The sequence below is a fragment of the Nonomuraea maheshkhaliensis genome, assembly GCF_039529435.1.
Lineage (GTDB): Bacteria > Actinomycetota > Actinomycetes > Streptosporangiales > Streptosporangiaceae > Nonomuraea > Nonomuraea maheshkhaliensis.
The window spans coordinates 319,620-333,387 of sequence record NZ_BAAAMU010000001.1 but is presented as its reverse complement, the minus strand read 5'-3'; the positions used below and the strand labels follow the sequence as shown (position 1 = coordinate 333,387).

The 13,768-nt window shown below is 69.8% G+C and carries 14 protein-coding genes; 10 read left to right on the top strand and 4 right to left on the bottom strand.

All coding sequences use genetic code 11. The features are described 5' to 3' along the window. Positions 1 to 585: 585 nt before the first annotated feature. From nuoH to ABFX54_RS01630, 3 genes are read right to left on the bottom strand one after another with little or no spacing between them, the layout of a single operon-like run. Positions 586 to 1,527 carry an NADH-quinone oxidoreductase subunit NuoH gene (nuoH, locus tag ABFX54_RS01640; RefSeq protein ID WP_346101047.1) on the bottom strand — a complete coding sequence of 314 codons (942 nt, stop codon included), beginning with the start codon at positions 1,525 to 1,527 and terminating at the stop codon, positions 586 to 588. After that, positions 1,520 to 2,341 carry an NADH-quinone oxidoreductase subunit C gene (locus ABFX54_RS01635; RefSeq protein WP_346101046.1) on the bottom strand — a complete coding sequence of 274 codons (822 nt, stop codon included), beginning with the start codon at positions 2,339 to 2,341 and terminating at the stop codon, positions 1,520 to 1,522. Before ABFX54_RS01635 ends, nuoH begins: the two co-directional genes overlap by 8 nt. Beyond that, entirely contained in the window at positions 2,338 to 2,883 is a 546-nt protein-coding gene (locus ABFX54_RS01630) for an NADH-quinone oxidoreductase subunit B (protein ID WP_428834476.1), read from the bottom strand. Before ABFX54_RS01630 ends, ABFX54_RS01635 begins: the two co-directional genes overlap by 4 nt. 823 nt (positions 2,884 to 3,706) lie before the next feature. Between ABFX54_RS01630 and ABFX54_RS01625 the strand changes: the two genes are divergently transcribed. After that, positions 3,707 to 4,021 carry a hypothetical protein gene (locus ABFX54_RS01625; protein ID WP_346101045.1) on the top strand — a complete coding sequence of 105 codons (315 nt, stop codon included), beginning with the start codon at positions 3,707 to 3,709 and terminating at the stop codon, positions 4,019 to 4,021. Positions 4,022 to 4,139: 118 nt separating this feature from the next. Here ABFX54_RS01625 and ABFX54_RS01620 read toward each other — a convergent pair whose 3' ends face one another. Further along, complete coding sequence (locus tag ABFX54_RS01620) at positions 4,140 to 4,511, bottom strand: NADH-quinone oxidoreductase subunit A (protein ID WP_346101044.1); 372 nt, start codon at positions 4,509 to 4,511, stop codon at positions 4,140 to 4,142. Between the two features lie 127 nt (positions 4,512 to 4,638). Between ABFX54_RS01620 and ABFX54_RS01615 the strand changes: the two genes are divergently transcribed. The 9 genes from ABFX54_RS01615 to ABFX54_RS01580 all read left to right on the top strand — a co-directional run bounded on the left by ABFX54_RS01615 (position 4,639) and on the right by ABFX54_RS01580 (position 13,764). Further along, the gene (locus ABFX54_RS01615) at positions 4,639 to 6,102 is read left to right on the top strand and encodes a polysaccharide deacetylase family protein (RefSeq protein ID WP_346101043.1); all 1,464 of its coding nucleotides are present in this window, start codon (positions 4,639 to 4,641) and stop codon (positions 6,100 to 6,102) included. A gap of 33 nt (positions 6,103 to 6,135) precedes the next feature. Next, entirely contained in the window at positions 6,136 to 6,225 is a 90-nt protein-coding gene (locus tag ABFX54_RS56810) for a putative leader peptide (protein ID WP_311132193.1), read from the top strand. Between the two features lie 124 nt (positions 6,226 to 6,349). Then, the gene (locus ABFX54_RS01610) at positions 6,350 to 8,194 is read left to right on the top strand and encodes a 2-oxoacid:acceptor oxidoreductase subunit alpha (protein ID WP_346101042.1); all 1,845 of its coding nucleotides are present in this window, start codon (positions 6,350 to 6,352) and stop codon (positions 8,192 to 8,194) included. Further along, positions 8,187 to 9,233 carry a 2-oxoacid:ferredoxin oxidoreductase subunit beta gene (locus ABFX54_RS01605; protein WP_346101041.1) on the top strand — a complete coding sequence of 349 codons (1,047 nt, stop codon included), beginning with the start codon at positions 8,187 to 8,189 and terminating at the stop codon, positions 9,231 to 9,233. Before ABFX54_RS01610 ends, ABFX54_RS01605 begins: the two co-directional genes overlap by 8 nt. Before the next feature lie 20 nt (positions 9,234 to 9,253). After that, complete coding sequence (locus tag ABFX54_RS01600; protein WP_346101040.1) at positions 9,254 to 10,237, top strand: hypothetical protein; 984 nt, start codon at positions 9,254 to 9,256, stop codon at positions 10,235 to 10,237. A 15-nt stretch (positions 10,238 to 10,252) separates the two neighbouring features. Continuing rightward, positions 10,253 to 11,140 (top strand): NAD-dependent epimerase/dehydratase family protein, encoded by an 888-nt coding sequence (locus tag ABFX54_RS01595; RefSeq protein WP_346101039.1) that lies wholly within the window; start codon positions 10,253 to 10,255, stop codon positions 11,138 to 11,140. Between the two features lie 55 nt (positions 11,141 to 11,195). After that, entirely contained in the window at positions 11,196 to 11,855 is a 660-nt protein-coding gene (locus ABFX54_RS01590) for a polysaccharide deacetylase family protein (RefSeq protein WP_346101038.1), read from the top strand. Continuing rightward, positions 11,855 to 12,763 (top strand): glycosyltransferase family 2 protein, encoded by a 909-nt coding sequence (locus ABFX54_RS01585; RefSeq protein WP_346101037.1) that lies wholly within the window; start codon positions 11,855 to 11,857, stop codon positions 12,761 to 12,763. The genes ABFX54_RS01590 and ABFX54_RS01585 overlap by 1 nt, the downstream gene beginning before the upstream one ends. After that, a complete protein-coding gene (locus ABFX54_RS01580) occupies positions 12,760 to 13,764 on the top strand; it encodes a GNAT family N-acetyltransferase (RefSeq protein ID WP_346101036.1) in 1,005 nt (334 codons plus the stop codon). The genes ABFX54_RS01585 and ABFX54_RS01580 overlap by 4 nt, the downstream gene beginning before the upstream one ends. Positions 13,765 to 13,768: the final 4 nt, after the last annotated feature.

The following is a 13,768-nucleotide window of genomic DNA, read 5'->3' as shown; positions in this document are numbered from 1 at the left end:
TGCAGGAAGTCCCGTTCCTGTCCGGCTCGGCCCGATCAGGGCGTACAGGAAGGGAGGGGCCCTCCAGGCTGTCCGCGTCGAAGTGTGTATGAAGAGGCGCTTCCGTCCGCCCGCCTGATTCTCGTGGCTGGGGTGGTGGACGTGTGGCTGCGGAATGGTTGGACGTGGCCATCCGCCATGTGTATGCGTAAGCGTGAATGGTTGGACGTGACCTGGTCGTTCGCCCTGCATGTGTGTAGGGGTGATCGGTCAGACGTGGTCATCCGCCATGCATGTGCATAAGGGTGATCGGTCGGACGTGGTCATCTGCCATGCATGTGCATAGGGGCGAACGGGCGGACGTGGTCATCCGCGCCATTCAAGTGCGTAGGAGTGAGTAGTCGGGCGTGGTCATGCGCCATGCATGTGTGTAGGGGTGCATGGGCGGACGTGGTCGGGTGCCGTGCAGGTGGGCAAGGCGGCGAATCTTCGCGTGGCCGGGAAGATGGCGCAGGGTTACGTGCTCGTTCGATCACGAATGAAGGTGTGGCGAGGGTTCGAGCGAGTCCCGTCCATGCCGAGGGGCTTCGGGGTCGTGGGTGGGGGTCAGATGAGGACCTTGATGATGCCGGTCAGGGCGAGTTGGACGAGGGCCAGGGGGACGAGGACGGCCCAGGCCAGCTTCTGGAGTTGGTCCTCGCGCAGTCGCGGGTAGGTGACGCGGAGCCAGATCACGACGAAGGCCAGCAGGAAGACCTTCAGCAACGTCCACAGCCACCCGGGCAGGAACGGGCCCTGCCAGCCGCCCAAGAACAGGACGGTGGTCAGGAACGACAGGACGACGATGCCGGCGTACTCGGAGAGCATGAAGAGCGCGAAGCGCATGCCTGTGTACTCGGTCATCGGGCCCATGATGATCTCGGACTCGGCGATCGGCATGTCGAACGGGGGGCGGCGGAGTTCGGCCAGGCCGGCCAGGAAGAAGACGACGCCGCCGATGGCCTGCCAGGGCAGCCACCACCACTGCCACGCCTCGACGATCGACGGGAGCGACAGGGTGCCCGCCGCCATGGCCACCGATGAGGCCGCGAGGACGAGGGGCAGTTCGTACGACATGAGCTGGGCCGCAGAGCGCATGCCGCCGAGGACCGAGTACTTGTTGGCCGACGCCCAGCCCGCCATGATCGAGCCGAGGACGCCGATGCCCATGACGGCGAGGACGAAGAAGAGGCCGAGGTCGAGGTCGACGGCCACGCGGTCGCGGTCGATGGGGATGACGATCAGGACGACCAGGTACGGGACGAGCGCCACGCCGGGGGCGATCATGAAGATGCGGCGGTCGGCCGCGGCCGGGATGACGTCCTCCTTCTGCGCGAACTTGACCCCGTCGGCGATGAGCTGCGCCCACCCGTGGAAGCCGCCCGCGTACATAGGGCCGAGGCGGGACTGCATATGGGCCATGACCTTGTGCTCCGTCTGCCCGATGATGAGGGGCAGCACCAGGAACACGATGAGGATGACGACGAAGCTCAGCACCACTTCAAGCATCGGGCGGCCCCCAGTCGGCGGGTACTCCTGGCGGAAGCGTCTTGCGGCGGCTCGGGGAGCCGTGTCCTGATTCGCCTGGTTCCTTTGCGCCTGGCCAGGGCTTGGCCACGCGGGCGGCCAGGATGAAATCCTTGCGGAGCGGGTGGCCTTCGAAGCCGTCTGGGAGGAGGAGGGGCACGAGGTAGGGGTGGTCGTCGAAGATCACGCCGAACATCTCGTACGTCTCGCGCTCGTGCCAGTTCGCGCCCCGGTAGACGCCTACGGCGGTGGGGAGGTGGGGGTGGTCCTTGGGTACGCGGGTGCGCAGGAGCAGCCGGCTGCCCGACTCCGGGTTGTAGACGTGGGCCACGACGAGGAAGGCGTCCGGGGGGTCGTCGACGCCGGTCAGCCAGTCGAAGAAGATGTGGCCGAGGTTGTCGCGGGCGTGGGTGAGGAGGGCGATCCAGTCGGCGGGGGCTACGTCGACGGTGGTGTCGCCGTACGACTCCGAGATCTGAGCTCGGTCGTCGCCGAAGTGGGCCGAGATCCGGGCGGTCACCGCCGTGCTTTTCGCCATTTCGGGCTCAGCTGTTTCGGCCCCGCCTCTTTCGGACCCTCCCGTTTCGGCCTCACCCGTTGCGGGGTCGGACTGGGCGGGGTCGGACTGGGCGGGGTCGGAGTTGTCCTGCCCGGTCGGGGTGTTGTTGCGGGGATCGTCCTGCGCGGTCGGGATGTTGCGGGGATCGTCCTGGCCGCTCGGGGTTGTGGTGGAGTCGCCCTGCCCGTGCGGGGTCTCGTTGGGGTCGTTCTGGCCGTTCGGGGGTGTGCCGGTCATGACTGGCCCGCTTCCGGGGAGTCGCCGTGAGGGCGGGACCAGACGTAGCGGTCGCTGAGCTTCTCGCCGGCGATCTTCTCCTGGAGCTTCATGATGCCGTACAGGAGCGCTTCCGGCCTGGGCGGGCATCCGGGGACGTACACGTCGACGGGGATGATCTGGTCCACGCCGTTGGTGACGCAGTAGGAGTCCCAGTACGGGCCGCCGGTGTTGGAGCAGGCGCCGAACGAGATCACGTACTTCGGGTCGGGCATCTGCTCGTAGAGACGCTTGACGGCCGGGGCCATCTTGTCGGTGACCGTGCCTGAGACGATCATGAGGTCGGCCTGTCTGGGGCCGTTCGCGAACGGGATCACGCCGAAGCGGATGAAGTCGTGGCGGCTGGTGGAGGTCGCGATGAACTCGATGGCGCAGCAGGCCAGCCCGAAGTTGAACACCCAGAGTGAATAGCGGCGGCCCCAATTGAGCACGAACCGCATCGGTTTGGGCGCCAACCGGGAGATCGGGCCCACGGTGGGCATCGGGAGATCCGTTGCTGCCATGTCGCCCATTCTTGCGCGGATCGCTGGTCAGGCAAAGGAATGGCCCCAAAGGGGGTTCGGCGGCGGCCCAGCCTGCGCGTCTTAGCAGTGCACGGTGCGAGGCGGTGCGAGGCGGTGCGAGGCGGTGCGAGGCGGTGCGAGGCGGTGCGAGGCGATGGGATGGGGTGGGATCCCATGCACTTGCTGCTGCTGGAATTGGGGCGCCCCGTCTGTGAAGGCCGCATGGTCCGTGATGGTCGCCCATCCGTGGTGGGTCGCGCCGCCCGTGGTGGATCGCGCCGCCCGTCGTGGGTTGTGCCGCCGGAAGTGGTGGTTCTGGTGCGAGTGGTGAGTAACCGAGCTGTCGGGCGGGCTGGACGGTTGCGGGATGGAGCGGCGCCCTTCGGCGAAAGGCCGGGCGTCGGGGATACGGATCGCAGGACCGGGAGCGCCGCGTCGTCCGGTGGCGGCTCGAGACTTCGGGGCTGATCCGGCAGGCCGAAGGCGGGCGGGGCGTCGGCGCGGATCCGGCCGGGGCCGGAGGTGGGCGAGGCGTCGGCGCGGATCCGGCGGGGCCGGAGGCGGGCGAGCCATTCGAGTCGGATCCGGCGGACCGGTGATGGGGCGTGCCGTTGGGTCGGATCCGGCGGGCTGGAGGGGGCGAGACGTCCGGAGGCGGGGCGGCGGGCCGGCGGAATTCGGCGATCTTCAGGCTCGTTGGACGGGCGTGGGCAGTGGTTCCGGCCAAGAAGCGTCCGCGCAAGGGCGACCGCCCTCGGCAGGGTACGTTCTCGTCGAGGGTTCCGCACCGGCCCATGACTCCCCAAGAACGCTATGACCGCACTTGGGGGCGGAAGGCGTCAGCTCGGGCGCGGAAGCCGTCGGACATCTGGATCTCCTGGGGCTGCCGGCGGCGGCCCTGGTGATCACGTGCCAACTGCTCTACTTCTACCTCGTCGCCGAGCAGACGGGCGGGACGAGCGTCCTAGGGGTGCTGGGGGCAGGTGCGTGCGGTGTCGCCCTCAGCTACCTTCGCATACTGCGGGAGACCGTCCGCGGGGCCGCCGAGGAGGACGGCAATCGTTTCGTCGTCGTCAGCGTCGTCTCGGCGGGCGTGACGGCGCTCGCCGTGCTGGCCCAGCTCGTCTTGATGCACTGAGCGGCTTGCGGACTGAGAGGTCGCGCGCTGAAGACCTCGCTGAAGACTTCGCTGGAAACCTCAGTGCGCTGAAGGCCTCGGTGCGCCGAGAGCCTCGCGCGCTGCGGGACGGCGGTGCTCAGGTCCAGGTCAAGACGCGTTTGCGCCAGGCGTACACGATGCCCAGCGCGATGAACCCGAGGAACACGAACATCTCCACCAGCGTCGTCAGCCCATAGCCGGGCGCGTCGAAGACGGTGGCCCAGGGGAACAGGAAGACGGCGTCCACGGCGAAGACGACGTACAGATACGTGAAGACGTAGTAACGCACCTGCGACTGCGCCCACCCCTCCCCGACGGGGTCGACCCCGCACTCGTACGTGGTGAGCTTCTCCGGGGTCGGGCGGTTCGGGCGCAGGAGGCGGTTGGCGAAGAGGGCGCCGGCCACGATGGCGACGCCGATGGCGAGCAGTGCGGCGACCAGCGCGTACGAGCCGAAGTAGCCGTCCATGAACGCGATGGTAACCCGAGGAGAGGTACCCGCACTGGTCAAAGCCTCTGGACCTATCCCACAAAATCGGAGTAAAAGGTAAGATCGGCACCATAACCTGACAAGCATGCATAAATCGCGGTTCTGCATGGGAATCGCTCTGCTAGCCCTCTCAGCCTCCGGCTGCGGCATGGCCGCCGCCGGCGACGGGAAGGACGTCATGGTCCCGGCAGAGCCGACGATGATCGACTTCGTCGACCCCGCCGGCGTCGTCGGCCTGTCCACCAGGACGCTGACCGAAGGCGACTCGGCCAACAGCAGATACGTGCACATCAACTACCCCGAACTGCCCGGCGCCCCCGCGCTCACCAAGGCCCTGCGCGCCCAGGCCGAGCGGCAGATGAAGGAGTTCCACGACCGCACGCGGGGCGACGAGCACCTGACGCCCCGTCCCGAGCTGAACGTGGACTGGCAGCTCGCCGCCGCCTCGCCCCAGGCCGTCGCGGTCCGGCTGCGCACCGGCGAGTATCTGGGTGCGAGATGGGGCAACTCCACCCGCACCTACTGGTTCGACCCGGGCGCCGGCAAGGCGGTCGACTCGACCGGGCTGCTGTCGGGCGAGGCGGCGCTCAGGACGCTGGCGGTGCTGGTCAAGGAGCAGTTCAAGGAACGCAAGCCGCAGATAGAGCAGGACGACCTGCGGCCCGGCGGGGACGCGTTCGACTCGATGGCCTTCAACCGGAACGGTGACCTCGTCGTCGAGTTCGACGACTGCCAGCTCGGCCCCTGCTCGCTCGGCCGGCTGGCCGTGGCGGTGCCCGCCTGGCGGGCGGCGCCGCTGCTGTCGGATCTGGGCAGGCGGGCGCAGGAGAGCGTGCGCGCGAAGAGCGCGGCGCACGGCGGCCTGCCCCGGTTCGCGCCCACGACCAGCCCCGACGCGGTCAGCAGCAGGGCCGGCAGCGTGGACTGCGCGCGGGTCAAGTGCGTGGCGCTGACGTTCGACGACGGGCCTGGGCCGTACACGGGGAAGTTGCTCGACGCGCTCAAGCGGGAGCGGGCGCGGGCGACGTTCTTCCCTGTCGGGAGCAACGCGATGGCGCAGCCGGCGCTGGTGCGCCGGATGAGCGCGGAAGGCCACCTGGTCGGCAACCACAGCTGGGCGCACAGGGACCTGTCGAAGCTGGCCAGCAGCAAGATCGCCGACTCGCTCACGAAGACCAACAGCACGGTGTCGGCCGCCATCGGGCAGACGCCCACGCTGGTGCGGCCGCCGTACGGGGCGGTGAGCGAGCGGCTGCGTGACGTCGCCCGCGAGATGGGGCTGGCCCTGGTCAATTGGGACGTCGACACGAAGGACCAAATCGGGGGACGGGCCGGCGAATCTGGCGACATAGCGGACCTGACCGTGCGTGCGGCGCATCCAGGTGCGATCATTCTTATGCACGACATCCATCGGGAAACCGTCGCGGCGGTTCCGGACATCCTCAAAAGGTTGCGCGGGAAGGGTTACAGCTTCGTCACCGTTCCCGAGTTGTACGGCTCTGCGGGGATGCAGGCCGGACGCCTGTACGGGTCAGGAAACGAGCTGCCAGGTAAGCAGCCCCTGACGTAACGCACGTAGTGGGGGGACGTATAGTTGGCGCTCGTGACCCGAACCGTCCTGTTCGCCCGCCTGCATGTAGACCTCTGCAGGCTCGCGTCCGGGCTGTGTCGTCGCTCTCCCACCTCACCCTGACTGACGTCAACCGCGTTTACCCGCTCAACGCGGCTGGCAAACGCGTGACCTTCCGAGGATCTAGCATGGATACAGAGAACGCGCCCAGGCAACCGAGCATCGGCGCGTCGAGGAGGATTGAGCTGTGACTAAGCAGGTCCAGCAACTCGATCGCGTGATCATCAGGTTCGCTGGAGACTCCGGCGACGGCATGCAGCTCACCGGTGACCGCTTCACCGCGGGCACGGCGGAGTTCGGCAACGACCTGTCGACGCTGCCCAACTTCCCGGCGGAGATCCGCGCGCCCGCAGGCACCCTGCCCGGCGTGTCGAGCTTCCAGCTCCACTTCGCCGACCACGACATCCTCACGCCCGGCGACGCGCCGAACGTGCTCGTGGCCATGAACCCGGCCGCGCTCAAGGCCAATCTGGGCGACCTGCCCAGGGGCGCGGACATCATCGCCAACACCGACGAGTTCACCAAGCGCAACCTGCAGAAGGTCGGCTACGCCACCAGCCCGCTGGAGGACGAGTCGCTGAGCGAGTGGCGGGTGCACGCGGTGCCGCTGACCTCGCTGACGGTCAAGGCGCTCGAAGACTTCGACCTGTCCAAGAAGGACGCCGAGCGGTCGAAGAACATGTTCGCTCTCGGCCTGCTGTCCTGGCTCTACCACCGGCCGACCGAGCAGACCGTCAAGTTCCTCGAGCAGAAGTTCGCCAAGAAGCCCGACCTCGCCAAGGCCAACATCGCGGCCTTCCAGGCCGGCTGGAACTACGGCGAGACGACCGAGTCGTTCTCGGTCTCCTACGAGGTCAAGCCCGCGCAACTGGCGCCGGGCGTCTATCGCAACATCTCCGGCAACCAGGCGCTCGCCTACGGATTGATCGCCGCGAGCGTGCAGTCGAAGCTGCCGCTGTTCCTCGGGTCCTACCCGATCACCCCGGCCAGCGACATCCTGCACGAGCTGAGCAAGCACAAGCGGTTCGGCATCCGCACCTTCCAGGCGGAGGACGAGATCGCGGGCGTCGGCGCGGCGCTGGGCGCGGCGTTCGGCGGGGCGCTGGGCGTCACCACGACGAGCGGCCCCGGCGTGGCGCTGAAGGCGGAGACCGTCGGCCTGGCGGTCACCACCGAGCTTCCGTTGATCGTCGTGGACGTGCAGCGAGCCGGTCCGAGCACCGGCATGCCGACCAAGACCGAGCAGACCGACCTGCTGATGGCGCTGTTCGGGCGCAACGGCGAGTCGCCCGTGCCGGTCGTGGCGCCGATGTCGCCGAGCGACTGCTTCGACGCGGCCGTCGAGGCGGCCAGGATCGCCGTCAAATATCGCACTCCGGTCATGTTGCTCTCGGACGGTTACCTGGCCAACGGCTCCGAGCCGTGGCGCCTACCGGAAATTTCCGACTTGCCGGACATCTCGCAGGAGTTCACCACCGAGCCCAACGGCGCCGACGGCGAGTTCCTGCCCTTCAAGCGTGACACCGAGACCCTCGCCCGCCCGTGGGCCATCCCCGGCACCCCCGGGCTCGAACACCGCATCGGCGGCATCGAGAAGGCCGACGGCACCGGCAACATCTCCTACGACCCCGACAACCACGACCTGATGGTCCGCACCAGGGCCGCCAAGATCGCCGGCATCGACGTGCCCGACCTGATGGTCGACGACCCCGACGGTGACGCGAAGGTGCTGGTCATCGGCTGGGGTTCCACGTACGGGCCCATCGCCGCGGCCGTGCGGCGCATCAGGAGGAGCGGTGGCAAGGTCGCGCAGACCCACCTGCGTCACCTCAACCCGCTGCCCGCCAACACCGGCGACGTGCTCAAGCGCTATGACAAGGTGCTGCTGCCCGAGATCAACCTCGGCCAGCTGGCGCTGCTGCTGCGGGCGCGCTTCCTCGTCGACGTGATCAGCTACAACCGTGTGCGCGGGCTCCCGTTCAAGGCCGAGGAGCTGGCCGGAGTCATCCAGGACGTGATCGACAGTGACTGAGCTGGTTAATGGGAAGGGCCTGTCGCTCATCCCGAAGACCGACGTGAAGCAGGGCATGAAGGACTTCAAGTCCGACCAGGAGGTGCGCTGGTGCCCGGGCTGCGGTGACTACGCGATCCTGGCCGCGGTGCAGAGCTTCCTGCCCGACCTGGGGCTCAAGCGCGAGAACATCGTGTTCGTCTCGGGCATCGGCTGCTCCTCGCGTTTCCCGTACTACCTCAACACCTACGGTTTCCACTCCATCCACGGGCGGGCTCCGGCCATCGCGACCGGGCTCGCGGCCAGCAGGCCCGACCTGAGCGTGTGGGTGATCACCGGTGACGGCGACGCGCTGTCCATCGGCGGCAACCACCTGATCCACGCGCTGCGGCGCAACGTCAACCTGAACATCCTGCTGTTCAACAACAGGATCTACGGCCTGACGAAGGGCCAGTACTCCCCCACCTCCGAGGTCGGCAAGATCACCAAGTCGACCCCGATGGGGTCGCTGGACAAGCCGTTCAACCCGATCTCGCTGGCCATCGGCGCCGAGGCGTCGTTCGTGGCCAGGACCATCGACTCCGACCGCAAGCACCTGCAGTCGGTGCTGCGCGAGGCGACCGAGCACCGCGGCACATCGCTGGTCGAGATCTACCAGAACTGCAACATCTTCAACGACAACGCCTTCGAGCAGCTCAAGGACCCCGAGGTCCGCGACGACATCACGTTGCGGCTGGAGCACGGGCAGCCGATCACGAGCGCTTCCAAGGCGGTCGTACGGAGTGCGAACGGCGGCATCGAGGTCGTGGCCCGCGACGGCGTGAGCGAGGACGAGATCCTCGTGCACGACGCGCACAACCCCGACCCGTCGGTGGCGTTCGCGCTCAGCAGGCTCGACGAGCCGGCCTTCGAGCACGTGCCGATCGGCATCTTCCGCCAGGTCGACCGGCCGGCGTACGACGTGCTCATGGCCGAGCAGCTTGAAGAGGCCGTGGCCCAGAAGGGGCCTGGCGACCTGGGAGAGCTGCTGCTGGGTGGCGACACCTGGCGCATCGGCTGATTTTTCGCGACGATGCCGGGGTGGCGAGGACGTGGTCGTACGTTGTAGCCGCGGTCGCCGCCCTGGCACTGGTCGTGGCCGTCGCAGGTGAACTGGCCGAGCCGATCGGCTCGGCCGGGCAACCCCATCAGACGGCCGAAAAGGCCACAGACCAGGCCAGAAAAGACGCAGACCAGGACGAAAAGGCCGCGGACCGGGCGGTAAGCCCCCCGCCGACGGCCCCCGCCGGTTTCCCCGACGCCGCCTCGACCGGCGTCCCGCCGGGCACCACACTCACCGACGTCACCGGCGACCAGCTCTTCGCCAAGGACGGCGAGGTCGTCGAGGGCAAGGTCTTCTACGGGTTCGTCACCGTGACCGCGCGCGGCGTCACGTTCAGGAAGTGCGTCTTCCGCGGCGGCCCCACCGAGGAGACCCGCCCGCTGGTCGACAGCGAGCACGCCCGCGACACCGTGATCGAGGACTCCGAGTTCTACCCCTCCCACCCCTCGCCGTCGATCGACGGCATCTGGGCGGCGCACACGAAGATCTTTCGCAGCGAGTTCCGCGGCACGGTGGACGGGATCAAGGCCCACACCGCCACCCTGGTCCAGGACTCCTACATCCACGACCTGAGCTGGTTCGCCAGCGATCCCGACCAGGGCGGCGAGCCCACGCACAACGACGGCGTGCAGGCGTTCGCCGAGCAGCGCGGCGTCACGCTGCGGCACAACACGATCGACGTCTCCACCACCGAGGACCCGAACGCGGCCGTGCAGTCCTCCGCGGACGAGCTGCGGGTGGAGGACAACTACCTGGACGGCGGCGCCTGCGTGGTCAACATCGACCACACGCCGCTGGGCCGGCCGCTGACCGGGCAGCGCGTCACCGGCAACCGGTTCGGCCGCGGCTCCGCGCACGACTGCCCGATCCTGCTCAGCACGCGCGCGAAGCTTCAGGCGGGGACCGGAAACGTCTGGCACGATTCGGGCGATCCCATACCGTCACCCGAACAACACGACTGAAGCCGCGGAGGCCGCATGTCCGCCTGGCACGGGACAAGGGCCCTGATAACGGGCGCGACCGGGTTCATCGGCTCTCATCTCGTCCGGCGCCTGACCGAGCTGGGCGCGCGGACGCACGTGGTGAGCCGCCGCCCACCCGAAGCGGAAGGCCGGCACGTGGTGGACCTGACCGACGCCGAGGCCGTCGCGGAGCTGGTCGCGCGGGTCGAGCCCGAGGTGGTCTTCCACCTGGCCGGCGAGGTCACCGGCGTGCGCGACCCGGCCACCGTGGCGCCCACCCTGGCGGGCAACCTGGGCGCCACGGTGAACCTGCTGACCGCGCTGACCGGCACGCCGGTGCGCAGCGTGGTGCTGGCCGGGTCCGTGGAGGAGCCGCGTGACGGGCAGGCTCCCGGCTCCCCGTACGCGGCGGCCAAGGCGGCGGCGACCGGTTACGCGCGCATGTACCACGCGCTGTGGGGGCTGCCGGTGTCGGTGCTGCGGGTGGCCATGGTCTACGGCCCCGGCGAGCCGAACCTGGCCAGGCTGGTGCCGTACGTGACGCGGTCGCTGCTGCGCGGGCAGGCGCCCGAGCTGACCTCGGGGACCAGGCTGATCACCTGGGTGTACGTGGACGACGTGGTGGAGGCGTTCGTCCGCGCGGGCGCGAACGGCGACGCGGCCGGGCACGCGCTCGACATCGGCACGCCCGAGCCGGTCTCCATCCGCGACACCGCGGAGCTGCTGGCGAAGATCGTCGGCGGGCCCGCCAGGCCGGTGTACGGCGCCGTGGCCGCCCGCCCTCTGGACCGCGCGCAGCGCTCCGACGTCGAGCCGGCCGCCCGCGTCCTCGGCTGGCGGCCGGTCACCTCCCTGGAGGAGGGCCTGAGACGGACGGTCGATTGGCACACAAGTCGCCTGTAACGGTCCATCCCGGGCGGCGATAACACTCTCGGCGGCACTCTGATCAGGGGGCGAGATGCGTGCGGTGACCAATCTGACCGTGCACGGCATCGGCGGCACCACCCGGGAGCTCGACCGGGACGAGGACCAGACGTGGGTGTCGGTCGAGCAGTTCGAGCGGGTGGTCGACGCGGTGGCGGGACGGCCCGACGTACGCCTCACGTTCGACGACGGCAACGCCTCCGACGTGGAGATCGCGCTCCCCCGGCTGCTGGAGCGCGGGCTGGAGGCGGAGTTCTTCGTCCTGGCCGGGCTGCTCGGCGAGCCGGGCCGGCTCGACGCCGGTGGCGTGCGCGAGCTGGTCGGAAAGGGCATGCGGGTGGGCTCGCACGGCTGGGCGCACCGCGACTGGCGCACGCTGGACGCGGCCCAGGCGGGCGAGGAGCTGACCCGGGCCTGCGAGGTGCTCGGCGAGCTGACCGGAACGCCCGTGACCAGGGTCGCGATCCCGTTCGGCTCCTACGACAGACGGGTGCTGCGCCGCTTACGCCGCGCGGGAGTGACCCGCGCCTACACCAGCGACGGCGGCAGGGCCAGAGCGGGCTCGTGGCTGCAACCGCGGACCAGCCTGCGGCGCGACCTGGACGCCGCGTGGATCGACGGCGTGCTCTCCGGGCCCTCACTGAGCCGCCGGGCGGGCAAGCTCGGCATGCGGCTGTACAAGCGGGTGCGCTGATGCGCAGGGTCGCGGTGGTCATCGTCACCTACAACAGCGCGGACGTGCTCCAGGGCTGCCTCGACTCGCTGCCGTCCGGCGCGGCCGGGGTGGAGCTGGCCGCGGTCGTGGTGGCGGACAACGCCTCGAAGGACGACTCCACGGCGCTGGCCGAGCGGGCGGACCTTCGGGTCACGGTGGTGCAGGTGGGCAGGAACGCCGGATACGCGGCGGCCATCAACGCCGGGATCGCCGCGCTCGACCTCGACCAGTTGGACGGCGTCTACGTGCTCAACCCCGACTGCCGGCTGCGTCCCGGGGCTGTCGCTCCCCTGCTGGACTGCCTGAAGCATCCGGGCCGGGGCATCGTGGTGCCGTACATGGTCAATCCGGACGGCACGCTGCAGCCCTCGCTGCGCCGGATGCCCACGGTGGGCCGGGCCGTGGCCGAGGCGGTGGTCGGCGGGGCGCTGGCCGGGCGCATGGGCACCGTGGGCGAGCTGGTGACCGACCCGCGCGACTACGCCAGGCCGGGCGCGTTCGCCTGGGCGACGGGAGCGGCGCTGATGCTCTCGCCGCGGATGATCCGCGAGGTGGGGGCCTGGGACGAGTCGTTCCTGCTCTACAGCGAGGAGACGGACTACTGCCTGCGCGCCGCGGACCTCGGCTGGGCCACCTGGTACGAGCCCGCCTCGGTGATCGAGCACATCGGCGGCGCCTCGGGGGTCGATCCGGTGCTGGCGTCGCTGCTGGTCGTCAACAAGGTACGGCTGTTCCGGCGGCGGCACGGGCCCGTGCGCGGGACGGCGTACTACGTGGCCGTGCTGGCGGGTGAGGCGGTGCGGGCCCTCGCGGGGCGGCGGACGTCCAGGGCCAGCGTGGTGGCGCTGCTGCGGCCCTCGCGGCGCATGACGGCGCTGCCGCAGTGAGCGGCCTGCGGGTCAAGGCGTTCGACGAGCTGAGCGCGGCCGAGCTGGACGCCTGGGAGGCGGTACGGGCCGCGAACCCGGCGCTGGACAGCCCATACTTCCATCCCGGCTTCTCCGCGGCCGTGCACGCAAGTGGGCGCACCGTGCACGTGGCCGTGGGGAACGACGTGTTCGTGCCGCACCACCGCGACGGCCGGCTGCTGCGCCCGGCCGGCTGGCCCGGGGCGGACTTCCAGGGGCCGATCCTGGCCGCCGGCGCCGCTTTCCGGCCGCTCGACCTGCTCGGGAACGGCGCGGGCGGCTACGCCTTCGACCATCTGGTGCCGGACGCCCCCGGCTTCGAGCGGTGGGTGCTCTCGCGCAGGCCGTCGCCCTACCTGGACGTCACCGGCGGGCTGACCGGATATCTGGGCCGGGCCTCGAAGAGCGGCAAGGACAACATGGGTCAGGCGCGGCGCCGGGCCGCCAGGGCCGAGCGGGACCTGGGCGCGGTCAGGTTCGAGGCCGACGCGGTGGACGCCGGGGCGCTGGCGCGGGTGATCGAGCTCAAGCGGGCCCAGTACGCCGCCACCGGCGCCCAGGACTACTTCGCCGAGCCCGGCCGGATCAAGCTGCTCGAAGCCCTGCTCGGCATCCGCGACCCGGGCTTCGGCGGCGTGCTGTCCACGCTGCGCGCCGGACCGCACCTGCTCGCGGCCCACTTCGGTCTCAGGTCGGGCGGCGTGCTGCACTGGTGGTTCCCCGTCTACGACCCCGCGTTCGCCAAGCTGTCCCCCGGCTGGATCCTGCTGCGCGAGCTGGTCGCGGCCGCCCCGTCGCTCGGGATCGCCAGGATCGACCTCGGGCGGGGCGAGGACGAGTACAAACGGCGGGCCAGGACCGGCGAGAGCGTGGTCTGCCAGGGCATCGTGACCAGGAACCCGGCCCGCCGGTGGGCGGCCGCCGCCGGCACCCGGGCCAGGGCGCTCGTGCGTTCCTTCCGCGCAGGAAGAAATCGGTAACGTT

Bases quoted from the DNA above. Each gene is read 5' to 3' on its own strand.
- ABFX54_RS01630 (WP_428834476.1), bottom strand. From the start codon at position 2,883: ATGGCAGCAACGGATCTCCCGATGCCCACCGTGGGCCCGATCTCCCGG.
- ABFX54_RS01590 (WP_346101038.1), top strand. From the start codon at position 11,196: ATGCGTGCGGTGACCAATCTGACCGTGCACGGCATCGGCGGCACCACC.
- ABFX54_RS01615 (WP_346101043.1), top strand. From the start codon at position 4,639: ATGGGAATCGCTCTGCTAGCCCTCTCAGCCTCCGGCTGCGGCATGGCC.
- nuoH (WP_346101047.1), bottom strand. From the start codon at position 1,527: ATGCTTGAAGTGGTGCTGAGCTTCGTCGTCATCCTCATCGTGTTCCTG.
- ABFX54_RS01620 (WP_346101044.1), bottom strand. From the start codon at position 4,511: ATGGACGGCTACTTCGGCTCGTACGCGCTGGTCGCCGCACTGCTCGCC.
- ABFX54_RS01635 (WP_346101046.1), bottom strand. From the start codon at position 2,341: ATGACCGGCACACCCCCGAACGGCCAGAACGACCCCAACGAGACCCCG.
- ABFX54_RS01585 (WP_346101037.1), top strand. From the start codon at position 11,855: ATGCGCAGGGTCGCGGTGGTCATCGTCACCTACAACAGCGCGGACGTG.
- ABFX54_RS01595 (WP_346101039.1), top strand. From the start codon at position 10,253: ATGTCCGCCTGGCACGGGACAAGGGCCCTGATAACGGGCGCGACCGGG.